Source organism: Nocardioides sp. NPDC006273 (assembly GCF_040613495.1).
In the GTDB taxonomy this organism is placed as follows: Bacteria; Actinomycetota; Actinomycetes; order Propionibacteriales; family Nocardioidaceae; genus Nocardioides.
Map to the genome: position 1 here is coordinate 1 of NZ_JBEXSD010000054.1, position 19,915 is coordinate 19,915.

Genomic DNA, 19,915 nt, shown 5'->3' on the forward strand with positions numbered 1-19,915 from the left:
CATCGCCGGCTTCCCGCTCGGATTCTGGTTCGCCAACCAGGGCTCGATCATCGTCTTCGTGATTCTCATCGCCGTCTACGTGTGGCGCATGGACATTCGCGTCAGAACGAGCCGACTCGGCGTCAGAAGAGGTCTAGGGCGGTCACCTTCCACTGGCCGTCTACCTTGGCTGCTTCGACGGCGATCTGAGCGGCGGAGATGGACGACTCCTTGTCGGTGGAGCGCTGAGAGGCCTGGTCGAGGAAGACCAGGAGCTCGGCGGAGTCGGCGTCGAGGGACTTGACCGCGGCGACCTGGACCTCGGCACTGAGCGTGAGCTTCTGACCAGGTGCCTTCTCCTGGAGCTTCTTGAAGAGGAGGTCGTACTCCTTGCGGGCATCGCCCGCCAGGAACTCGTCGGCGGCAGCGGCGGTCGGGCCGGGGTCGGAGAAGTCGTAGGAGAAGACCTGCAGCAGGCCGGTCGAGACGGCCGACTGCACCTCGGTGGTGGCCTCGGCGTCGACGACGGCACGGTTGCCGACGTGGTCGGTCTTCCGCTCCCGGTCGGCCTGCCAGAACGCACCCAGTCCCAGGATCAGGACGAGCGCGGCGAGGAAGGGGGCCCAGCGGCGTACGAAGGTGGTCATGACATGTTCACCGCTACCTGCTCGAGGCTCTCCAGGAGCCAGTCGTCGCCGACCTTGACCAGGTCGGCCGCGAACCTGTTGCGCTTGACGGTCGGCTCGGCGTCCTCGGCGGAGCCCGAACCGTCGCGGACCGTGATCTCGACCGCGGCGATCACGGTCGCGCTGTCGTCGTCGAGCTCGGTGACCGCGGCGTCCATCACCGAGCCGGTCGAGATCTTCTTCTGCTCGGCGAGGACCTTGCGGTCTTCATCGGTGACACTGGTCAGCTGGTCGTGCAGGGTGCCGGTGGTGACCGCGGCCCAGCCCTTGAGCCCCTCGTCGACCTTGCGGTGGTCGAGCGAGTTGAGGGTCTCGATGTGGCTGGTCGCGACGATCAGCACCCGGTCACGAAGGGCGGCCTCGTCGACCATCTCCTGGTCGTGGCCGCTCGCCCGCCACCACGCCACCGCACCAGCGACCAGCACGCACAGGGCCACCAGCGGGAGGGCCCAGGCGAGCACCCGGTCGCGGGTAGACCTGGGCTCTTCCGTGGTCTCGACAAGCTCGACCACCGGCGTCTCCGTTCGTCTCTCTACCGTCGTCATCGCTCCCCCATCAGCCCGGCGAGCGTGGTGGGGACGCTAACCGTCTCCGGCTCGACTGTCTCGGTCTTCGTGGTTTTCGGTACGCCCTTGCAGCCCGCCGCGGTGTTGAACGGCTTGCCCTTGCTGACGTCGGTGCCGGCCCGCAGATCGGTGCCCTCGTAGCCGGAGACGCAGGGCGGCGGGTTGAAGAACGACGGCATCAGGCTCAGCCGCGGTCCGTTGGAGGTGTTGATCGCCCAGCCGATGCTGACCGCCTCCGGCACGGTCACGAAGGTCGACTCGAGCGCGGCGGCGTTGGTGCCGAAGAGGGTCGCGGGAGTGACCAGGTTGCTCATCAGGATGCCGAGCGGCTGCCCGACGTCCTTGACCAGCAGCGAGATCTCGGTCGCCGCGCCAGGGGCCGCCCCGACCAGGTCGCGCAGATCCCGGTCGGAGGAGGCGAGCGTCTCGGAGAAGAGCGCGAGGTCGTTGCTCCAGGCCTTGATGCTGGTCGCCGACTCCTCCTGGGTCGCGAGCACCTGGTCGGAGTTGCGGATCAGGCTCGCCGTGACCAGGAAGTTGCGGTCGGCCTCCTTCTGGAAGGACAGCGACGTGTCGACCAGCTTCCGCAGGTCGTAGCCGGCCCCCTGCGACAGCAGGTAGGACTCGTCGATCGTCGTCACCAGGGCCTCCTCGGGCACCGAGGCGACGAAGTCGCGGCCGGTCTCGATGACCTGGGAGGCGTCGTACGGCAGGGCCTCCTTCCCGGCGGACAGCCGGTCACCGTCGGAGAGCCGGTCAGAGCCCACCACGCCGCCACGGAGGTCGAGATACTGCTCGCCGATGGCCGACCGGTTGGCGACCTTGACCGTCGCGTCCTTCGGGATCGCGGGGGCGTCGCCCTCGATCTCCAGGACCGCACGTACGCCGTCGGCCCCTACCTCCAGGTCGGTCACCTCGCCCACGGGCACCCCGCGGTAGGTCACCTCCGAGTTCACGAAGAGCCCGCCGCCCTCGGGCAGCGAAACGTCGACGCGATAAGGGTCGTCGAGCAGGTCCAGGCCGACGTAGCGGGCCCCGACATAGCTGGTGCCGACGAGGGCGAGGGCGACGAAGAGGCCGAGCTTGACGCGTACGCCTCCGGTGAGCCGTTGCATCATTCGCTCCCTTCCACGGAGCCGGCGTCAGGGTCCGAGCCGGTTCCGTCGGGCGAGGTCTCGGAGGTCGCCGACTCCGACCCGTCCGGTGACTCGGACGGCGAGGAGGGCGAGGTCGAGGGTGAGGACGACCCGGATTCCGACGGCGACGGATCACCCGAGGCCGGGTCAGAGGACGACGAGCCGCCGTCGGAGGGCAGGATCGACTCCCCGGGGATCGAGGGCGAGGACGAGCCCGGCACCGGCGAGCTGGTCGACGGCAGCAGTCCCGGCGGTGCGTCCGACGACTTGGACTGGGAGGAGACCGAGCCGCCGGACGCGCCGCCCGACGCGCCGCCGAACGCGCCGTCGGCCACCGGCTGCAGCCATTCGCAGCCCTTGGACTGGCAGCCGGCAGGAGTACGGAAGTTCGTGACCATGAACAGGTTCATGTAGTCGCCGCGGATCGCATTGAGCACCTCGTCGGGGAACGGGTAGGTGAAGAGGATCTCCAGCGCGTAGGGCAGGTCGGAGCCGGCCTTGGTGAGCTGGTCGAGGATCGGGTCGAGCAGCTTCAGGTCGGCGACGATGTCGTCCTGGGCCTGGTCGAGGGTGCGGATGGTGACCTTGGAGAGCTTGTCGAGCGCCTTCAGCATCGCGATCAGCTGCGGACGCTGGTCGACGAGCACCTGCATCCCGGGCGAGAGCCCCTCCAGCGCACCGGAGATCTTGTCCTTGTCCTTCTCCAGGGTGACCGCGAGGTCGTTGAGCGACTCGATCGCCGACGTGATCGAGCCCGACCGCGAGTCGAGCACCGAGACGAACCGGTTGATCTCCGTCAGGAACGCCTTGATCTCCTCCGGCCGACCGTCGGAGATCTTCTGCATCTCACGAGAGATCTCCTGGAACTGCGCGATCCCGCCGCTGTTGAGGACCATCGACAGCGCCCCGAGCACCTCCTCGACCTGCGCGGCAGCCTCGGTGTCGCCCCGGCCGAGGACCGCTCCATCCCCCAGCGGCGAGCCCGCGACGGGCTTGGCGGGGCGGATCAGCGCGATGTACTTCTCGCCGAGCAACGAGGTCTGCTGCAGCCGTGCCGTGGTGCCGGCGGGCAGCGAGACGTCGTCCCTCACCACCAGAGACACCCGCGCGCTGCGGCCGTTCTCGGTCAGCCGGATCTTGGAGACCCGGCCCACGGCGACGTTGTCGACCTTGACGCTGGACTGAGGGACCAGGTCGAGTACGTCGCCGAACTCGGCGCTCAGCGTGATCGGGTTCTTCCCCACGTCGGCGCCGCCGGGCAGCGGCGCCTCGTAGACGCCCCCGCTGACGGCGCCCAGGCCGCAGCCGGTGAGGGTCAGGGCAGCGGCCGCGAGGACCGCCGCGGGTCTCGCCAGGTTCGACCACCGGATCATGGTCATCACTGCTCCTCTCCAGCTGCGGAGCCGACACCGGGCAGCAGGACCGGTGGCGCGTCCTCGGAGGTCTGGCCGGTGAGGCCGTCACCGGACCAGACGCTCAGCTCGTTCAGGTTGGTGCGACCGACCAGGGTGTTGGATCCCGGGTCGTAGGCGTTGACGAACTTCTGCAGCACCTGCGGGATCGTGGCGACCGCCTCCTCGAGCGACTCGTTCTGGTCGACGAGGACCTGGGTCGGCCCGTGCAGGTTCTCGACGCTCGTCTGCATCACGCCACGGTTGTCCTCGATGAACGACTCCAGCAGCGCGAGCGCCTCGCCGAGGTTGCTGACCGCGGAGGCGAGGTCGTCGCGGTCCTCGGCGAGATACTCGGTGACCTGCGCGAACCGGCGGTTGGCGTCCCTGACCCCGTCGTCGTGCTCGAGCAGCGTCTTGTTGAAGGTGTCGAGGTTCTCGACGGTGGCGAAGAAGTCCTGGTCGACGTCGGCCAGGGTCGCGGAGGCGTCGGCGCCCTCCCGGATCACCTGGTTGATGTCGGCGCCCTGCCCGTCGAGGTTGGCCGCGATCACCTCCAGGAACCGCGACAGCGCGCCGTTCTGATTGGCCCCGTCGGGGCCGAGCTGCTTGCCGGTCTCGGTCAGCGAGGCGTAGAGGTCGTCGATCTCGACCGGCACGGCGGTCTCCTCGATGACGGTGCCCTCGCGGAGCTCGGGGCCGTCGACGTACGGCTCGGTGAGCTGCACGAAGCGGTCGGAGACGAGCGTCGGCGCGACGATCACGGCCTCGGTGTCGGCCGCGGCGGTCTGGCCGGGGTCGAGCATCATCGAGACCTTCACGTGCTCGCCGACGGGGGTCACCGAGGTCACCTTCCCCACCGGCACGCCGAGGATCTGCACGTCGGAGCCGGGGTAGAGCCCCACGGAGGCTTCGAAGAGCGCGGCGAACGTGGTGCCCTTGCCGCCTTCCCTGACCCCGTACGCAGCAGCCCACCCGAGCACGCCGACGACGGCGACCACGAGGAACCCTGAGATGAATCGACGCAGTCTCATCGCTTCCCTCCCGGCACGCAGTCGCGGGTGACGTCGTTGTCGAGCACCGGCGCGTTGTTCTCGTCGAAGAGGCCGCAGCCGTAGACGTCGATCCAGGGACCGTTGCTCATGGAGGCGCCGACGACGCGGTAGTAGGCGCCGATCTGGGAGAGCGCCTTGTCGAGGTGGTCCTGGTTGCGCTGCAGGATCACCGCCACCTGGTCGAGCTTCTCGAGCGCCGGCCGGAGCCGTTTCTGGTTGTCCTCGACCAGTCCGGAGACCTGCTTGGCGAGGTCGTCGGTGTAGGTGAGCATCTGGTGGATCGCCTGCCGGCGTGCGGCCAGCTCCTCGAGCAGCTTGTCACCGTCCTCGATCAGGAGCCCGATCTCCTGGTTGCGCTCGGCGAGGGTGTCGGTGACGGTCGTCGTGGTCCTCAACAGCTCGGCCAGCTCCTGGTCTCGCGAGGAGATCGTGCGAGAGAGCCGGGTGAGACCGGAGACCATGCCGCGTACGTCCTCGGGGGTGTCCTCGAAGACCTCCGAGAGGGCAGTCATCGACTCCTCGACCTGGGCCATGTCGATCTCCCCGACGGTCGTGGACAGGTCGGAGAAGGCGGCGTTGACGTCGTAGGGGGTGGTGGTCCGGGAGACCGGGATCGGCTCGCGGAGATCTCCCGAGCCGCCCGGGTCGAGGGCGAGGAACTTGCGTCCGAGCAGCGTCTTCACCTTGATCGACGCGGTGGTCTGCGAGCCGAGCGCGACGTCCTTGGCGCGGAACCTGATCAGCACCTTGTCACCGTCGAGCTCGAGCGAGGACACCTCGCCGACCTTCACCCCGGCGACCCGCGCCTCGTCGCCGGGACGCAGCCCGGCGGCCTCGGCGAAGTAGGCCTCGTAGGTCTCGCCACCTCCGACGACGGGAAGGTCCTCGGCGTTGAACGTGGCCAGGAAGACGCCGGTCATGGCGACGATCCCGATCACCGCGATGACGATCTTGTTGCGTTCGGCGAACGACTTCGGATAGCGGGCCATCATTGGCACCTTCCTGCCGGCGAGTCCACACCGAGGTCGCCGTAGTAGCCCTCGGGTTTCGGGATCCGCCCGTCGATGGAGCAGATGTAGAAGTTGAGCCAACCGCCGTAGGTCGCCATCCGGCCGATCTCGTCGGTCTTCTGGGGCATCGTGGTCATGAACTTCGTCAGGACCTCCTCGTTCTCGGCGAGATTCCCCGAGAGGTCGCCGAGGGAGTCGATCGAGTCGCGCAGCGGCTTGCGGCCCTCCTCCAGCAGCCCGGTCACGCTCTGGGAGAGCTCCCCCATCCCCTCGATGGTCGAGCCGAGGGTCTTGCGGTCCGCGGCCAGCCCGGAGACCAGTCGCTGCAGCGTCACCAGGGTGGTGTCGAGCATCCCGGTGCGCTCGCTGACCACCTCGAGGACCGAGTTGAGGTTGGTGATCAGGTCACCGATCACCTGGTCCCGGTCGGCGAGGGTCGAGGTCAGCGAGGCTGTCGAGGAGAGCAGCGACTCGACCGTCGCCCCCTCGCCCTGGAAGACCGCGATGATCTGGGCGCTGAGGTTGTTGACGTCCTCGGGGTCGAGGAACTTGAACAGCGGCTGGAAGCCGTTGAAGAGCATCGTCAGGTCCAGCGCCGGCCGGGTCTCGTCGAGCGAGAACGTGTAGCCGGCCCGCAACGGATCGCCGCCCGAGGAGCCCGGCTCGAGGGCGATGTAGCGCTGTCCGATCAGGTTGCGGAACCGCAGCTCCGCCCGAGTCCCTTCGACCATCGGCGCCGACTCGGCCGCGGTGAAGACGACCTCGGCGGTGTCGTTGTGCCGCAGCCCGATGGACTGCACGGTGCCGATCTTCACCCCTGCCATCCGTACGTCGTCGCCCTTGTTGAGGCTGGTCGCGTCGGTGAACAGCGCCGTGAACGTACGCCCCGACGAGGTGGTCCCGTTGGAGATCGTGGTCGCCAGCGCCGCCATCGCCAGGACCGTCACCAGCGCGAAGACCACCGACTTGGTGAGGGTCACTGCGACCGAGCCGCCATTTCCGCTTCTCATCGCACGATCACCTCCGTGCCTCGCAGGGTCGGGCCGAGCAGCAGGCTCGACCAGGTCGGATACTCATCAGGTGCCATGCCTTCCGCTGGTGCCATCACCTCGGCGATCAGCTGGTTCTCGCCCTTGGAGTTCTGCTCGCCCAGCCCCGTGGTCGCACCGAAGGTGCGCACCCGGTCCGTCGGCGGCGCCTCGATCTGCTCGACCGTGTCCGCCGTGGCCGCCGTTCCGCTGACCGCCGGCTGACTGCCGGTCCGGCCGGTGACGTACGGGCAGCGCGGGCCGCCGGTGCGCAGCTTCGGGACGTAGCCGGGGCGATAGGGCTGACGGATGTCGGAGACGCTGACCAGCGCGTGGATGCCCTGTTCGTCGGTCCCCTTGCCGAGGTTCTTGGCCATCGCCGGCGCGTAGTCGCGCAGCGCGCTGAACAGGCAGGGGAAGGACGAGGCGTACGGGCTGACCGCGCGCAGCGCGTCGCGCGAGGTGTCGGAGAGCACCACGATCGTCTCCCGGTTGCGCTCGAGCCACCGGTCGCTGTCCGCCGCGGTCGTGGTCACCGACCGGAACGTCTCGGCGAGCTGTTTCTGCTGGTCGACCAGGGTGCTCGCGGTGACCGTCATGGTGTCCAGCGCGTCCAGCAGGTCGGGCGCCGCCTCCTCGAAGTGGCCCGCGACCCGTCCCAGCGAGGCCAGGTCGTCGGTCAGCTGAGGAACCAGCGGGTTGAGCCTGCCCAGGTAGTCGGCCCACGCCGAGAAGACCTCGCCGATGTCGTCGCCGTTGTCGCGCAGCATCGTGGCCAGCTCGCTCAGCGTCGCGTTGAGCTTGTGCGGCTGGATCGCCTTCAGGACCGGGAGCAGCTCGTCGAGCACCTGCTCCAGCTCGACCGCCTCGTCGGAGCGGTCCTGCTCGATGACGCCTCCGGCCTCCAGCACCGGTCCGCTCGCCGCAGGCTGCAGGGCGACGTAGCGCTCGCCGAAGAGGGTCTTGGGCAGCAGCCGGGCGGTGGTGTCGGCCGTCAGGTCGGAGAGGGCCTCCGGCTCCAGCGCCAGCGTCAGCTCGGCGCCACCCTCGCGGGCCGAGACGGTGCGGACGGTGCCGACCGGCACCCCACGCAGCTTGACGTCGGAGCCCTCTTGGAGGGCGTTGCCGAGGGTGCCGGTGGTCAGCGTGACCTCGGAGCGGTCCACGAAGGTCTGGTCGTAGGCGAGCCAGGCGCCGAGCCCCACCGCGGCCACCACGGCCAGGTAGCACAGGCCGAGAAACGCATCACGAACTCTCGAGAGGCTCATCCCGCGATCCTCACTGTCGTCGTCGCGCCCCACATCGCCATCGACAGCGCCAGGTCGAGCAGCGCGACGACCACGATGGTCCGTCGCACCGAGCGTCCGACCGCGATCCCGACCCCGGAGGGCCCGCCGCTGGCGTAGAAGCCCAGCCGGCAGTGGATCAGGATGATGAGGATCGAGAAGATCAGCACCTTCCCGAACGAGAGCAGGATGTCGATGGGAGGCAGGAAGAGCTGGAAGTAGTGGTCGTACGTCCCCGCCGACTGCCCGTGGAAGTAGACCGTCACCAGTCGCGAGCCGGCGTAGGAGGTCAGCAGCCCGACGACGTAGAGCGGGATGATCGCGACGAAGCCGGCGACCACCCGGGTGGAGACCAGGTAGGGGATCGTGCCGAGCCCCATCACCTTGACCGCGTCGATCTCCTCGTTGATCCGCATCGCGCCGAGCTGGGCGGTGAACCCGGCACCGACGGTCGCCGACATCGCCAGCGCCGCCACCAGCGGGGCGATCTCGCGGGTGTTGAAGTAGGCGGAGATGAACCCGTTGAGGGTCGAGGTGCCGATCTGGTCGAGCGCGGCGTACCCCTGCATGCCGACGACCGTGCCGACGAAGATGCTCATCCCCGTCATCACCCCGATCGTGCCGCCGATGACCGCGAGCGCGCCTGTGCCGAAGGAGACCTCGGAGAGGATCCGGAGGATCTCGCGCGGGTAGTTCTTGATCGCCGAGGGGATGCCGACCAGCACCTTGCCGTAGAACCGGATGTCCCGGCCGCTCTGAACGAGCCCGTCGAGCGATCGGTCCAACCGCGACCGCTTCTTCACCACAACGACGGTCGCCATCAGGCACCCTTCCCAGGAACGAGCTCGAGATAGAGCATGGTGATCACGGTGTTGACGAAGAAGAGCAGCATGAAGGTGACGACGACCGACTGGTTGACCGCTTCGCCCACTCCCTTCGGCCCGGGCTTGGTGTTGAGCCCGCAGAACGCGGCGACGAGTCCGGCGATGAGCCCGAAGAGGACCGCCTTGATCTCACCCACCCACAGGTCTGAGAGCTGGGCGAGGGCGGTGAAGGAGGAGAGGTACGCCCCGGGCGTACCGCCCTGGATGATGACGTTGAAGAAGTAGCCGCCCAGGACGCCGACGACGCTGACCAGGCCGTTGAGCAGCACCGCCGCGAGCACGCAGGCGAGCACGCGTGGCACGACGAGCGCTTGGATCGGGTCGACCGCGATCACTCGCATCGCATCGATCTCGTCTCGGATCGTCCGTGATCCCAGGTCAGCACAGATCGCTGCCCCACCGGCCCCCGCGATGACCAGCGACGTCACGATCGGCGCGGCCTGCTGCACGACGGCGAGGACGGAGGCGGCTCCGGTGAAGGACTGCGCCCCGATCTGCACCGTCAACGTGCCGAGCTGCAGCGCGATCACCGCTCCGAAGGGGATCGCGACCAGCATCGCCGGGATCCAGGAGACGGAGGTGACGAACCAGAACTGGTCGAGCAGCTCGCGGGCCGCGAACGGTCGCCGGAAGGCAGCTCGGAAGGTGTCCAGACCCAGCGCGAAGAGCGCCCCTACCTGGTCGAGGGCCCGGCTGACCGGGTCCTTCGTCTTGACCGCCGCCGGGGCTCGGTCAACGTCGTCGTCATCGGCGGTGTAGAGCGCCGCAGCCCCACTCGCGACCCGGTCCGCGTGCCGCGCCGCCCCCTCGCGGGGCATGCCGCTGGCCGGGGCGAGCTGGCGAGGCAGCACCTCGATGGCGCGGGCGCCGGCGCGCACGGTCGCCACTCCCCCGGACGGGTAGTAGGCCTCGCCCTCGACGTAGTCGTCGTTGACGCCGTGGTCGGTCTCCTCGCTCATCCCGATCGGCCCGATCGGGTCACCGCTCATGAACTGCGAGACGACCGGGTGGTCGGTGAGCAGGAACTCCTCCCGCGGGCCGTACATCACCAGCCGGCGTCGGTAGAGCATGCCGAGGTTGTCCGGGAGCGTACGCGCCAGCTCGATGTTGTGGGTGACCACCAGCATCGTGGCGTCGGTGGCGGCGTTGACGTCGACCAGGAGCTGGGCGAGGTTGGCCGTACGCACCGGGTCGAGCCCCGAGTCGGGCTCGTCACACAGGATGATCGAGGGCTCGGTGACCAGCGATCGGGCCAGGCCGGCGCGCTTGCGCATCCCGCCGGAGATCTCGCCGGGCAGCTTGTGCTCCTGCCCGAGCAGCCCGACCAGGTCGAGCTTGTCGTTGGCGATCTGGCGGATCTCCGACTCGCGCTTCTTGGTGTGCGCGCGCAGCGGGAAGGCGACGTTGTCGAAGACGCTCATCGAACCGAACAGCGCACCGTCCTGGAAGAGCACGCCGAACCGCTTGCGCAGCTCCTGGCGCTGCGACTCGCGCGCCTTGACCATGTCGACGCCGTCGACCAGGCAGACCCCGGCTTCGGGCCGCAACAGCCCCATCAGTGATTTCAGGAACACCGACTTGCCGGTGCCCGAGGGGCCCAGCAGTGCGGTGATCTCGCCCTGGGGCAGCGTGAGGGTCACGTCGCTCCAGATGTTCTGGGACCCGAAGCTCTTCGTGAGCCCGGTGACCTCCACGGTGCCGCCCATCGCGGACCTCCCTGTTTCTGCCGATGTGGGGTGCGTCAACGATCGGACAGTACGTGTGGCCCCAGTCACACGGGAGAGATAAATCGATCAAGGGTCAAATCAGTGCCGTGATTTGTCATGCGCATGACAAATCAGCCCGTCAGAAACCCGACACACCTACCCCGTTCGGCCGCACGGCGGCACAGTCGTACCGAATTTCAGGGGCAGGCAAGGCAAAGGCGTGCCATGGTGGTCGATACCTTCTCGGGTTTGTTGGACGAAGGAGCATGACGTGCAGCGGAGCACGATATGACGCAGACCCAGCGGTCTCCCGGTCTCCCTGGGTCGGCCGTGTGGATGCTGAAGAGCCTGGAGAGCGAGGTGCGGCCGATCGCTCTCCAGATCACCCGTCATCTGCGCGAGAACCTGCCCGCTGAGACCGAGGGCTTCGAGGAGCTCATCTTCACCGCCGTGCACGGCGCGATGTCACACTTCATCGATCTCGGCCTCGGGCGGGCCGCGCCCTACACCGCGATCGACGACCACTTCCGCAAGGTCGGGTTCCGGGTCGCCGCTCTCGGCGAGGCCCGGGCCATCGTCGATGGGGGCATCGACATGGCCACCACCGAGCTCTGGGACGAGCTGCGCCGCCGAGCGGTCGAGAACGAGCTCTCCGCGGCGGCGCTGAATGCGCTCAACGAGATGATGACGGCGTACGTCGACCACCTGACCGCGCAGGTCACCGCCGGGTTCGAGGCCGGCACCGAGGCCCGCGACCAGGACAACGACGTCGCCCGAGCGCGGTTGATCGACCGCATGCTGTCGGGTGCCTCCGCCGCCGAGATGGAGGTGCAGGCGGCGTTGGGCGAGTGGGACCTGCCCGAGAAGGTGACGGTCATGGCGGTCGAGCTGCGAGACGGCGGCCGGATCGCCGCCGACGCGTTGCCCGCCACCGCCCTCACCCGCCGCCGTGAGCCCACCCAGGTGGTGATCTGCCCGCCTCACGACGCCGCGGCCATCACCAAACAGGTGCGGGCAGCGGCGGGACCGAAGTCCCGGGTCTCGGTCTGCTGGCCGGTGCCGCCCGAGGACGTCCCCGCCGCCTGGCGCTGGGCCAACCGGGCTCTGGCGCTGGTCAACGCGCGGGTCATCCCGGCCAAACCGGTCATCGACTGCCTCGCCTACCGCACCGAGATCTGGCTCCACGCCGAGCCGGTGATGCGCCGCCAGCTCGCCCAGGAGCTGCTCGAGCCGCTCCTCGCGGAGTCGGAGAACTCCCGCGAGATCCTCACCGAGACCCTGCTGGTCTGGCTCGAGACCCGGGAGAGCGCGCCGGCGATCGCGGCCGTGCTCGGGGTGCACCCGCAGACGATCCGCTATCGCTGGAAGCGGATCAACGAGCTCTTCGGTGAGTCTCTGCGCGACCCGGAGTTCGTCACCCAGCTCCTCCTGCTGCTCAAGGCGAGCGTGCCGCTCTGGGTCGCCGGCGACCAGAGCGACTTCGACCGCTACCAGCAGCAGACCGGATGATCTTCATGGTGCTGGAGCTGGTCGTTCTCGCGGTCGGAGCGCTGGCGGCGTACGCCCTGGGGTCGCGGTTTCCGCGTGTCGTCGCAGGCTGGGTCGGGCGTCGGTCCGGGATCGAGGCGGTGCCCGGGCCCGCGTGGGCGTCGGCCGCGAAGGTCGACGCGGTCGTGCTCGACCGGTGGGGCACGGTGACGAGCGGCAGGCTGAAGGTGACCACGGTCGACCCGTTGGACCCGGACCACGTCCGCAACCTCCGCTGGTTCGCGGGTGCGCTGGAGCACGAGGCCGAGGGGCGGCTGGCCAGGGCGATCGCCAGGCTCTCGCCCCGGGGCAAGGTGAGCGACTTCGAGGACGTGCCGGGCTGCGGCGTGCAGGGCTCGGTCGACCGGCATCCGGTACGCGTCGGACGGCCCGCCTGGGTCGGCATGGCCGAACGCAACGACCTCGGCGTGGTCGTCGGGGTCGAGCTGGACGGGCGGCCGCTGGGCTACCTCGTCGTCGGCGACGAGCCCCGCGAGGACGCGCGGACGGCGATCTCCCGACTCTCCGCGCTCGGGGTCATTCCGGTCCTGGTCTCCGACGACACCGCCCGCAACACCGAGCACCTGGCCGAAGCGTGCGGGATCGAGCGCTCTCATCCCGAGATCGCTCCCGAGAAACGCGCCCGGCTCGTCGCCGAGCTCCAGGAACAGGGGCACGTCGTGGCCTTCGCGAGCTCTCGCCCGGAGGACGCGGAGGCGCAGGCTACGGCCGACCTGGCGGTGGGCGGGGATGGCGGCGTACGCCTGCAGGATCTCGACGTCTGCCGGATCACCGCCCTGCTCTCGACTGCACGCGGGGTGGTCGCGGGGGCTCGGCTCGCCCGGCCGCTCGGACCGGTGCCCGCGCTGGTCGGCCTGGGGCTGGCGGTGCTCGGCCTCGGGTCGGTGGTGGTCGCGGCGATCTGTGCGCTGCTGGGCCTGGTGATGGCCGCCGCGGTGGGGGCGGTCAGCGTGATGCGAGCCGGAAACTTGTCACCTACGTGAGTAATTTCGACCCAAGTCTGCCCCGACCTCGCTGAAAGCATTGTGGCGGCGCTCACATCCGTGGCTGGATCGGTGTCGTCGATCTGTGCCCCACCCGAGGATGTGACCGAGGATGACCCCACGAGCCGGTCTGTTCGTCAAGGTCGCGGCAATGCCCGTGGCCGCCGCGACCGCCGCCTGGACGATCCATGCGATCCAGGACGCCCGACCCCTCGACGCCTCGGCAGACGTGGTTCGTGCGCCCGTCGTCGACGTGCCGGTGCAGGAGCTGCTGCCGCCGGTGAGCGTCTCAGCGGTCAAGCCACTTCCGAAGGTCACCCCGACGCTCGCGGCCAAGCCCGCCGGGTTCGCCGCGAACGCCGCGGCCGGCCTCATCCCCGACGTCGCGCTCGCGGCCTACCAACGATCGGCCTCCGTGCTCGCCGACGCCGACCCGGGCTGCAGGCTCGACTGGTCGCTCGTGGCCGCCATCGGCCGGGTCGAGTCCGACCACGGCCGGGCCGGGGGCAACACGCTGTCCACCTCCGGGGTCGCGACGCCGGGTATCTACGGTGTCCCGCTCACCGGCGCCGCCGGCACGGCGCGGATCATGGACACCGACGGTGGGGCGTACGACCGCGACCTCACCTACGACCGCGCCGTCGGCCCGATGCAGTTCATCCCCTCGACGTGGTCCGAGGTCGGGGTCGACGCCGACTCAGACGGTCGCCGCGACCCACAGGACGTCGACGACGCCGCGCTCGCGGCCGCGGTCTACCTGTGCTCGGGCTCGGCCGACCTGTCCACCGCGGCCGGGCAGCGGACAGCGGTGCTGCGCTACAACCGCAGCGGCGCGTACGTCTCAGCAGTCCTGCAGATCGCCGACGGCTATCGGCTCGGCAGCTTCGAGGCACCGACCGGTGTCGTCCTGCCGGCCGCGCAGATCCCCGCCTCCGATCCGGATCCGCTTTCCAACGCCTCGCTCAGCGCCCAACCACCTCGTCGTTCGCCGGGTGGTTCGTCCTCGGGCGGGAAGGGCACCGGTGCGCCAGGTGGCGGCTCGACCGCGCCCTCCTCACCTGCGCCGTCGGGCTCACCCTCCCCGGGCGGATCCGTCGTCCCGTCGCCCACCCCGGGCCCGGATCCGTCCGGCTCCCCCACGGAGTCCCCGACGGAAGACCCGACCAAGACACCCACCGAGACACCCACCGAGACACCCACGGACACGCCCACCGAGGACCCGACCCCGACCGACACTCCTACCGACACCCCGACCGAGGAGCCGACCGAAGAGCCGACCGAGAGCGAGTCCACGACCGAGTCCGCCGGCCCAGAGGGCTCGGCAGGCCCGTCCTGAGTCTCGGCCCCCAGCGTGTTGGCCTCGACACGCCTGTCCGCGCTCGGCTCGACAATCCCTCCTCTGCCGGTCGAGCCGTCGGCTCAGCCCTCGCGGAACGTGTCGAGGCCAACACTCCTCGGTTGGGCTAAATCGCGTTACAACTCCACCCGGTACAGGCACACTGGTGGCGCGGCCGGACCCACCATCAGGAGCTGCCCCCATGCTGACCGACAACGACCGTCTCGTCGCTCACGTCGCGCGCCTCGGCGAGGAGCACCCGCCGATCCCGATGGACTCCGTCGACTTCACCGTCAACGACCCGGCCGGCTTCGGAGACCGTTTCGGTCACGTCCTCGACTACATGGCGCGCGTCGAGCTCGAGGTCGACCGCAACGTACTCGAGATCTCCACGATGCTCCCCAACCCGCCTGAGGTGGACAAGCGCTTCTACGCCGAGGTGTGGCAGCCGCAGGAGATCCAGCACGGCCTGATCCTCGACCGGCTGCAGCAGATCCTCGGCTGCCCGCCGGCGACCACCGACCTCGACCATGTCGGTCTGAAGCTGAAGGTGCTCGGCCTGCTGGCCCACCTGGAGCCGTTCCAGGACGTCTGCCGGATGCTCTACTACCTGACCGGGATGGCCACCGAGCGATCCGCCGTGATCGCCTACAACCTGCTCCACGACGGAGTCATCGAGAGCGGAGAGCGGGCCGTCGCGGAGACGGTCATCGCGCCGATCAAGCGTCAGGAGCCGGGCCACTACGCCTTCTACCAGCTCTCCGCCCGCGCCCACTGGGCCACGCTCTCGGCCTGGCAGAAGTGGCTGGTCCGGCGGATGCGCCGGATCTCCTTCGCGCCGGTCGGGGTCAACAACGTGACCCAGCTGGCCGACTTCGGCGACGTCATGGAGACCCTCGGCGTAGACCACGAAGGCCGTGACCTCGCCGCCGACGTCGCCCGCGTCGAGCAGGAGCTCCTCTGGGCCCGCGACCGCGGCCTCCCTGTCCCCGACTACGTCACCCGCGCCTTCCGTGAGGCCGTCGAGGCGGCTCGGGTGCGCGCGGCGGCCTGAATGCTGACCGAGGTAACTCGGTCAGCAGTCACCTACATCGTGGAGCTCCGCGAAGGAAGTGGGCATTCGCCGAGGTAGCTCGGTGAACATCCACCCGTCACCGGCGCCCCTTCGACACGAGCATCTCGACGGTCGCGCCCTTGAGCGCCCGGCTGCCGGGAACGGTCCCGACGACCGTGCCCTTCTTCCATTTCGACCGCACCCGCTTGCCGACGACCGGCTTGAACCCGGCCGACTTGAGCCGGGCGGTGGCCTTGGCGACCGAGAGCCCCTCGACCTTCGGAATCTTGATGCCCTTGCCGTTGATGACGGCGGCACCAGGACGTACGAAGTTGGCGGATCCGAGCTTGTTGTCGACCGCCCGCATCGCGTCGGCCCACATCGGGCCGGCGAGACCAGAGCCCGACGCCGAGGTGACGTAGCCGCCGCGGAGGCGCTGTCCGTTGAGGGTGACCCACTTGCCCTCGTAGTTGGCACCGGCGATCATCGAAGCGGTCGCGAGCTTCGGGGTGTAGCCGTTGAACCAGACCGCGCGGTTCTCGTTGGTGGTGCCGGTCTTGCCTGCGGACGGCACGCTGAGTGCGAGCTTCTGCCCGAACCCGCCCGGCTGCAGCACACCGCGGAGGATGTCGTTCATGGCGTCGGCCGTGCTCGCCCGCATCACCTGCTCGCAGGACGATGCGTACTCCTTCATCGTCTTCCCGGCCGGGCCGATGATCGCGGTCACGGGGCGCGAGTCGCAGTGCTTGCCGCGGGCACCGAACGTCGCGTACGCCTCGGCCATCTCCAACGGGCTGACGTCGACCGGTCCGAGGGTGAACGCAGGCACCCGCTCGCGGGCGGGATCGGTCAGGCTGACGCCCATCTTCTTCGCGAGCGTGTAGGGGGCGCAGACGCCGGTGAACTGCTCGAGCCGGACGTAGAAGGTGTTCACCGACTCCCGGGTGCCGGTGTAGAGGTTCTTGTTGCCCGAGGTGGTCGAGTTGCCGACCGGGTAGGGGTTCGCGCTGAACTTGCCCTGTCCTGGGCAGTTGGCGAAGGACGCCTGGTTGAACGTCTTCTTGGGTGGCGACGGGATCTCCTGCCGGAGCGGGAAGCCCTTCTCGATCGCCGCGGCGCCGACGAAGACCTTGAACGTCGAGCCGGCCTGGAAGCCGTTGGCGTCGCCGAACTCCCTCGGCACCAGGTAGTTGAGGTAGGACTCGCCCTTCCTCCGGTTCTCCCCCATCGGCCGCGACTGCGCGAGCGCCTTGACGTTGCCGGTGCCGGGCTCGACCATCGCCAGCGCGCCGACGGCGTTGTCGGTCGGCGAGACGCGACCGCTCACCGACCGCTGTGCCGCCTTCTGGAAGCTCGCATCCAGAGTGGTCTTGATCGTCAGACCGCCGGTCTGCAGCAGCCGCCAGCGCTCGGCCTCGGTCTCGCCGAGCGACTTGTCGGCGAGCAGCCATTGCAGCGCGTAGTCGCAGAAGAACTCCGCCGACGAGCCGAAGCAGCCGTTGCGGCTGTTCTGCACGTCGAGCCCGAGCTCGCTCTCCTTGAGCTCCTCGGCATCGGCCCGCGGAAGGTCGCCGACCTGGGCCAGCCGCTCGAGCACCAGGTTGCGTCGAGCCACGGTCGCGTCGGGGTAGTCGGTCGGGTCGTAGCCGGTGGGGTTCTTCACCATCCCGGCGAGCATCGAGGCCTGACCCCAGGTCAGATCGGCGGCGTCGACGCCGAAGTAGTGCTTCGCGGCCGCCTGCACGCCGTAGGCGGAGTCACCGAAGTAGGCCGCGTTGAGGTAGCGCTCGAGGATCCAGTCCTTGTCGTGGTGCTCCTCGAGCCAGATCGCGTAGCGCAGCTCGCGGATCTTGCGAGCCGTGGACTTCTCGGTCGCGGCGGCTCGCTCCGCGTCGGTGTCGGCGCCGTAGACGAGCGTGGTCTTGACCAGCTGCTGGGTGATGGACGAGCCGCCCTGCACCGAGCCCGACTCCGAGGCCGAGTTGCGCAGCAGCGCCCGCAGCGTGCCCTTGAGGTCCATCGCGCCGTGCTCGTAGAAGCGGGTGTCCTCGATCGCGAGCAGCGCCTTCGGCATGTTGGGCGAGATCTCGTCGAGCGCCTTGTAGGACCGGTTCTGGTCGTAGAGGGTCGTGATCACCTTGCCGTGCACGTCCAGGATGCGAGTCGTCTGCGACAGCTCGCCCATGTCGATGTCGAGCGGCAGGTCGTTCATCGCCTCGACCCCCGACTTGGCCGCGACCCCGGTCAGATGGACGAACGGGATCGCCATCCCGGAGGCGACCAGGCCCGTCACCGCGGCGACACCGATGAAAGCCGCGAACCGCATCACGACGCGATGGAACGGCAGGGAACGAACGACTTTGCGGGCCAAGATGGGGGCTCCTACCCGGGCCTCGAGCCAGGACCGGCGAGGGTTGCGAAACGATCGGAGAACAGGTGTTTCAGGATACCGGAAAGCCCAACACCGACCGCGGTCGATGCGCCACACTTCAGCCTGTGCATCCCTCGGTCTCCGGCGTCGCCGTGGCTTGGCGTCCCGCGATCGCCGAGCTCCTCCAGTCGTACGCCGCCTCCGGCCGTCTCGGGTTCACCGAGGTGATCGCGGAGAACACGGCACAGGTCCCACAGTCGCTCACCGATCTCGGCGTCCCGGTCATCGCCCACGGCGTCACCCTCGGCCTGGCCGGCGCCGACCGTCCTGCCACGGACCGCCTCACCCGGCTGGCCGATCTCGCCGAGGTCCTGGGCAGCCCGTTCGTCTCCGAGCACGTCGCCTTCGTGCGGGCGAGCGACTCCCCCGACCCGCTGCACGGCGACGTCCTCGAGGCCCGTCATCTGCTGCCCCCGCCGCGCACCTCCGACTCGCTCGACGTCCTCGTCGACAACATCCGGACCGCGCAGGACCAGCTGCCCGTGCCGCTCGCGGTCGAGAACATCGCCGCCACCTTCACCTGGCCCGAGGACACCCTCAGCGAGCCCGACTTCCTCACCGAGCTCGTCGAGCGCACCGGCGTACGCCTCGTCCTGGACGTCGCCAACCTCTACGCCTCCGCGACCGCCCGCGGCTCCGACCCGGTCGCCGATCTCGCCCGCTTCCCGCTCGACGCGGTCGCCTACCTGCACGTCGCCGGCGGCACCGAGCGCGACGGCCTCTATCTCGACACCCACGCCCATCCGATGCCGCCGCCGGTGCTGTCCCTGCTCGAGACCGCGGTCGAGGCGTACGCCGGGCGCCCGCTGCCCGGGGTCATGCTCGAACGCGACACCGACGTGTCACCGGAGACCGTCGACCCCGAGTTCGTCAAGCTGACCGAGGCGGTCGGTCAGGCCTTGGGCAGGTCCGCCCCGCCGGTCACCGGCGCCTGATGCTCCGGGTAGGCCGACTCGGCCGAGCCCTCGTCGACCAGCGTGGTGCGGCCGAAGGCCTCACCGAACGGCGTCAGGTGCACGGAGCGGCGCACGATCTTGGCGAACTTCACCGAGCGAAGCGCATCAAGCACGTCGGGCTGCGCCTCGAGGACCTGGTATTCCAGCGGGTCGGGCAGCGGCTCCTTGGAGAACCACACCAGCCCGAGCCGGAACAGGTTGTTCAGGTAGGCCGGCACCCGCTCCGGATAACGCACGCCGCTACGCCCGGCGATCATGTTGAGCCCGGGGGCGATCATGGTGCTGCCGACGAGCCCGGTCGGCCCGCCGGTGCGGATGTCGACCGACGGCTGCGGCCCCGCCTGGAGCAGGTAGAGCAGCATCCGCGCCTCATCGGGCGCGAGCTCGTCGAGGATCCGAGCGTACGCAGGGTGCCCCTGCTCGTCGGCCCAGACGTCGCGGGAACGGTCGAGCAGGTCGGCCCCGCGGCGGCGGAGCACAGGCAGAGAGTCCTCGGACGCCTCGGTCTCCCGCGTGCGGGCGAGAACGACATCGTGACCGGCTGTCTCGTAGTCGGAGACGGAGAGCTCCATCACCGGATTCGACCCGGACCGGATGATCCGGGCGGCGGTGCCTGCGACGATCCCCACGGCCTCGGCCGTCTCCCGCACCAACCCGTCGCGTACGTCCTGGTCGACCACCGCCCGCGCGACCCGGAAGCCGGCGCGGCTGGAGGTGCGCAGCCCCCACCCGGCCGTGTGCCAGGCAGCGCCTGCCGCCACCCGCGCCAGGCCGGGAGCGGTGCCGGCCACAGCGGAGGCGGTCGGGACGACCTTGTCCAAGAGACTCATGTCGCCACCTCCGTAGCGCAAGCGCCAGAATACGGACGCGGCGCCATGAT

At 69.3% G+C, this 19,915-nt stretch carries 17 protein-coding genes and 2 pseudogenes; 6 read left to right on the top strand and 13 right to left on the bottom strand.

Annotated features, from left to right (window positions below; translation table 11 throughout):
- Position 1 precedes the first annotated feature (1 nt).
- Positions 2 to 82: pseudogene (locus ABZZ22_RS20725) on the top strand (sodium/substrate symporter small subunit); the annotation flags it as partial.
- Between the two features lie 40 nt (positions 83 to 122).
- Here the strand turns inward: ABZZ22_RS20725 and ABZZ22_RS20730 are convergent.
- From ABZZ22_RS20730 to ABZZ22_RS20780, 11 genes and pseudogenes are all read right to left on the bottom strand, one after another.
- On the bottom strand, positions 123 to 626 hold the full coding sequence (locus ABZZ22_RS20730) for a hypothetical protein (protein WP_354935163.1): 504 nt from the start codon (positions 624 to 626) through the stop codon (positions 123 to 125).
- Positions 623 to 1,177: a hypothetical protein gene (locus ABZZ22_RS20735; RefSeq protein ID WP_354935166.1), complete on the bottom strand. Its 555-nt coding sequence runs from the start codon at positions 1,175 to 1,177 to the stop codon at positions 623 to 625. The genes ABZZ22_RS20730 and ABZZ22_RS20735 overlap by 4 nt, the downstream gene beginning before the upstream one ends.
- Positions 1,178 to 1,206: 29 nt before the next feature.
- Complete coding sequence (locus ABZZ22_RS20740) at positions 1,207 to 2,346, bottom strand: MlaD family protein (RefSeq protein ID WP_354935169.1); 1,140 nt, start codon at positions 2,344 to 2,346, stop codon at positions 1,207 to 1,209.
- The gene (locus ABZZ22_RS20745; RefSeq protein WP_354935172.1) at positions 2,346 to 3,746 is read right to left on the bottom strand and encodes an MCE family protein; all 1,401 of its coding nucleotides are present in this window, start codon (positions 3,744 to 3,746) and stop codon (positions 2,346 to 2,348) included. The genes ABZZ22_RS20740 and ABZZ22_RS20745 overlap by 1 nt, the downstream gene beginning before the upstream one ends.
- Complete coding sequence (locus ABZZ22_RS20750; protein WP_354935175.1) at positions 3,746 to 4,792, bottom strand: MCE family protein; 1,047 nt, start codon at positions 4,790 to 4,792, stop codon at positions 3,746 to 3,748. Before ABZZ22_RS20750 ends, ABZZ22_RS20745 begins: the two co-directional genes overlap by 1 nt.
- Positions 4,789 to 5,802: an MCE family protein gene (locus tag ABZZ22_RS20755; RefSeq protein WP_354935178.1), complete on the bottom strand. Its 1,014-nt coding sequence runs from the start codon at positions 5,800 to 5,802 to the stop codon at positions 4,789 to 4,791. Before ABZZ22_RS20755 ends, ABZZ22_RS20750 begins: the two co-directional genes overlap by 4 nt.
- Positions 5,802 to 6,833, bottom strand: a complete 1,032-nt coding sequence (locus tag ABZZ22_RS20760) for an MlaD family protein (RefSeq protein ID WP_354935181.1) — start codon at positions 6,831 to 6,833, stop codon at positions 5,802 to 5,804. The genes ABZZ22_RS20755 and ABZZ22_RS20760 overlap by 1 nt, the downstream gene beginning before the upstream one ends.
- On the bottom strand, positions 6,830 to 8,119 hold the full coding sequence (locus ABZZ22_RS20765) for an MCE family protein (RefSeq protein WP_354935184.1): 1,290 nt from the start codon (positions 8,117 to 8,119) through the stop codon (positions 6,830 to 6,832). The genes ABZZ22_RS20760 and ABZZ22_RS20765 overlap by 4 nt, the downstream gene beginning before the upstream one ends.
- Entirely contained in the window at positions 8,116 to 8,958 is an 843-nt protein-coding gene (locus ABZZ22_RS20770; RefSeq protein ID WP_354935187.1) for an ABC transporter permease, read from the bottom strand. The genes ABZZ22_RS20765 and ABZZ22_RS20770 overlap by 4 nt, the downstream gene beginning before the upstream one ends.
- Positions 8,958 to 9,680, bottom strand: a complete 723-nt coding sequence (locus tag ABZZ22_RS20775; RefSeq protein WP_218861671.1) for an ABC transporter permease — start codon at positions 9,678 to 9,680, stop codon at positions 8,958 to 8,960. Before ABZZ22_RS20775 ends, ABZZ22_RS20770 begins: the two co-directional genes overlap by 1 nt.
- A 558-nt stretch (positions 9,681 to 10,238) precedes the next feature.
- Positions 10,239 to 10,727, bottom strand: a pseudogene (locus ABZZ22_RS20780) (ATP-binding cassette domain-containing protein); the annotation flags it as partial.
- A 288-nt stretch (positions 10,728 to 11,015) separates the two neighbouring features.
- Here ABZZ22_RS20780 and ABZZ22_RS20785 point away from each other — a divergent pair.
- The 4 genes from ABZZ22_RS20785 (at position 11,016) to ABZZ22_RS20800 (ending at position 15,648) form a co-directional block, all read left to right on the top strand.
- Positions 11,016 to 12,236 carry a helix-turn-helix domain-containing protein gene (locus ABZZ22_RS20785; protein ID WP_354935190.1) on the top strand — a complete coding sequence of 407 codons (1,221 nt, stop codon included), beginning with the start codon at positions 11,016 to 11,018 and terminating at the stop codon, positions 12,234 to 12,236.
- Complete coding sequence (locus ABZZ22_RS20790; protein ID WP_354935193.1) at positions 12,233 to 13,258, top strand: HAD family hydrolase; 1,026 nt, start codon at positions 12,233 to 12,235, stop codon at positions 13,256 to 13,258. Before ABZZ22_RS20785 ends, ABZZ22_RS20790 begins: the two co-directional genes overlap by 4 nt.
- 112 nt (positions 13,259 to 13,370) lie before the next feature.
- Positions 13,371 to 14,594, top strand: coding sequence for a lytic murein transglycosylase (locus ABZZ22_RS20795; RefSeq protein WP_354935196.1), 1,224 nt, complete (start codon positions 13,371 to 13,373; stop codon positions 14,592 to 14,594).
- A 202-nt stretch (positions 14,595 to 14,796) separates the two neighbouring features.
- Positions 14,797 to 15,648: a GTP-binding protein LepA gene (locus ABZZ22_RS20800; protein WP_354935199.1), complete on the top strand. Its 852-nt coding sequence runs from the start codon at positions 14,797 to 14,799 to the stop codon at positions 15,646 to 15,648.
- Between the two features lie 97 nt (positions 15,649 to 15,745).
- On the opposite strand, the gene ABZZ22_RS20805 is transcribed toward ABZZ22_RS20800, so the two are convergent.
- Positions 15,746 to 18,019, bottom strand: a complete 2,274-nt coding sequence (locus ABZZ22_RS20805; RefSeq protein ID WP_354935202.1) for a transglycosylase domain-containing protein — start codon at positions 18,017 to 18,019, stop codon at positions 15,746 to 15,748.
- Positions 18,020 to 18,144: 125 nt separating this feature from the next.
- On the opposite strand from ABZZ22_RS20805, the gene ABZZ22_RS20810 reads away from it, so the two are divergent.
- A complete protein-coding gene (locus ABZZ22_RS20810; protein WP_354935205.1) occupies positions 18,145 to 19,014 on the top strand; it encodes a DUF692 domain-containing protein in 870 nt (289 codons plus the stop codon).
- Here the strand turns inward: ABZZ22_RS20810 and ABZZ22_RS20815 are convergent.
- Positions 18,972 to 19,865, bottom strand: coding sequence for an Abi-alpha family protein (locus tag ABZZ22_RS20815; RefSeq protein WP_354935208.1), 894 nt, complete (start codon positions 19,863 to 19,865; stop codon positions 18,972 to 18,974). The two genes, ABZZ22_RS20810 and ABZZ22_RS20815, sit on opposite strands and share 43 nt — an antisense overlap.
- Positions 19,866 to 19,915: the final 50 nt, after the last annotated feature.

Excerpts from the sequence above, each read along its gene's own strand:
- ABZZ22_RS20815 (WP_354935208.1), bottom strand. The coding sequence starts at position 19,865 with ATGAGTCTCTTGGACAAGGTCGTCCCGACCGCCTCCGCTGTGGCCGGC.
- ABZZ22_RS20795 (WP_354935196.1), top strand. The coding sequence starts at position 13,371 with ATGACCCCACGAGCCGGTCTGTTCGTCAAGGTCGCGGCAATGCCCGTG.
- ABZZ22_RS20755 (WP_354935178.1), bottom strand. The coding sequence starts at position 5,802 with ATGGCCCGCTATCCGAAGTCGTTCGCCGAACGCAACAAGATCGTCATC.
- ABZZ22_RS20745 (WP_354935172.1), bottom strand. The coding sequence starts at position 3,746 with ATGACCATGATCCGGTGGTCGAACCTGGCGAGACCCGCGGCGGTCCTC.
- ABZZ22_RS20730 (WP_354935163.1), bottom strand. The coding sequence starts at position 626 with ATGACCACCTTCGTACGCCGCTGGGCCCCCTTCCTCGCCGCGCTCGTC.
- ABZZ22_RS20790 (WP_354935193.1), top strand. The coding sequence starts at position 12,233 with ATGATCTTCATGGTGCTGGAGCTGGTCGTTCTCGCGGTCGGAGCGCTG.
- ABZZ22_RS20800 (WP_354935199.1), top strand. The coding sequence starts at position 14,797 with ATGCTGACCGACAACGACCGTCTCGTCGCTCACGTCGCGCGCCTCGGC.
- ABZZ22_RS20770 (WP_354935187.1), bottom strand. The coding sequence starts at position 8,958 with ATGGCGACCGTCGTTGTGGTGAAGAAGCGGTCGCGGTTGGACCGATCG.
- ABZZ22_RS20765 (WP_354935184.1), bottom strand. The coding sequence starts at position 8,119 with ATGAGCCTCTCGAGAGTTCGTGATGCGTTTCTCGGCCTGTGCTACCTG.
- ABZZ22_RS20785 (WP_354935190.1), top strand. The coding sequence starts at position 11,016 with ATGACGCAGACCCAGCGGTCTCCCGGTCTCCCTGGGTCGGCCGTGTGG.
- ABZZ22_RS20760 (WP_354935181.1), bottom strand. The coding sequence starts at position 6,833 with ATGAGAAGCGGAAATGGCGGCTCGGTCGCAGTGACCCTCACCAAGTCG.
- ABZZ22_RS20750 (WP_354935175.1), bottom strand. The coding sequence starts at position 4,792 with ATGAGACTGCGTCGATTCATCTCAGGGTTCCTCGTGGTCGCCGTCGTC.
- ABZZ22_RS20740 (WP_354935169.1), bottom strand. The coding sequence starts at position 2,346 with ATGCAACGGCTCACCGGAGGCGTACGCGTCAAGCTCGGCCTCTTCGTC.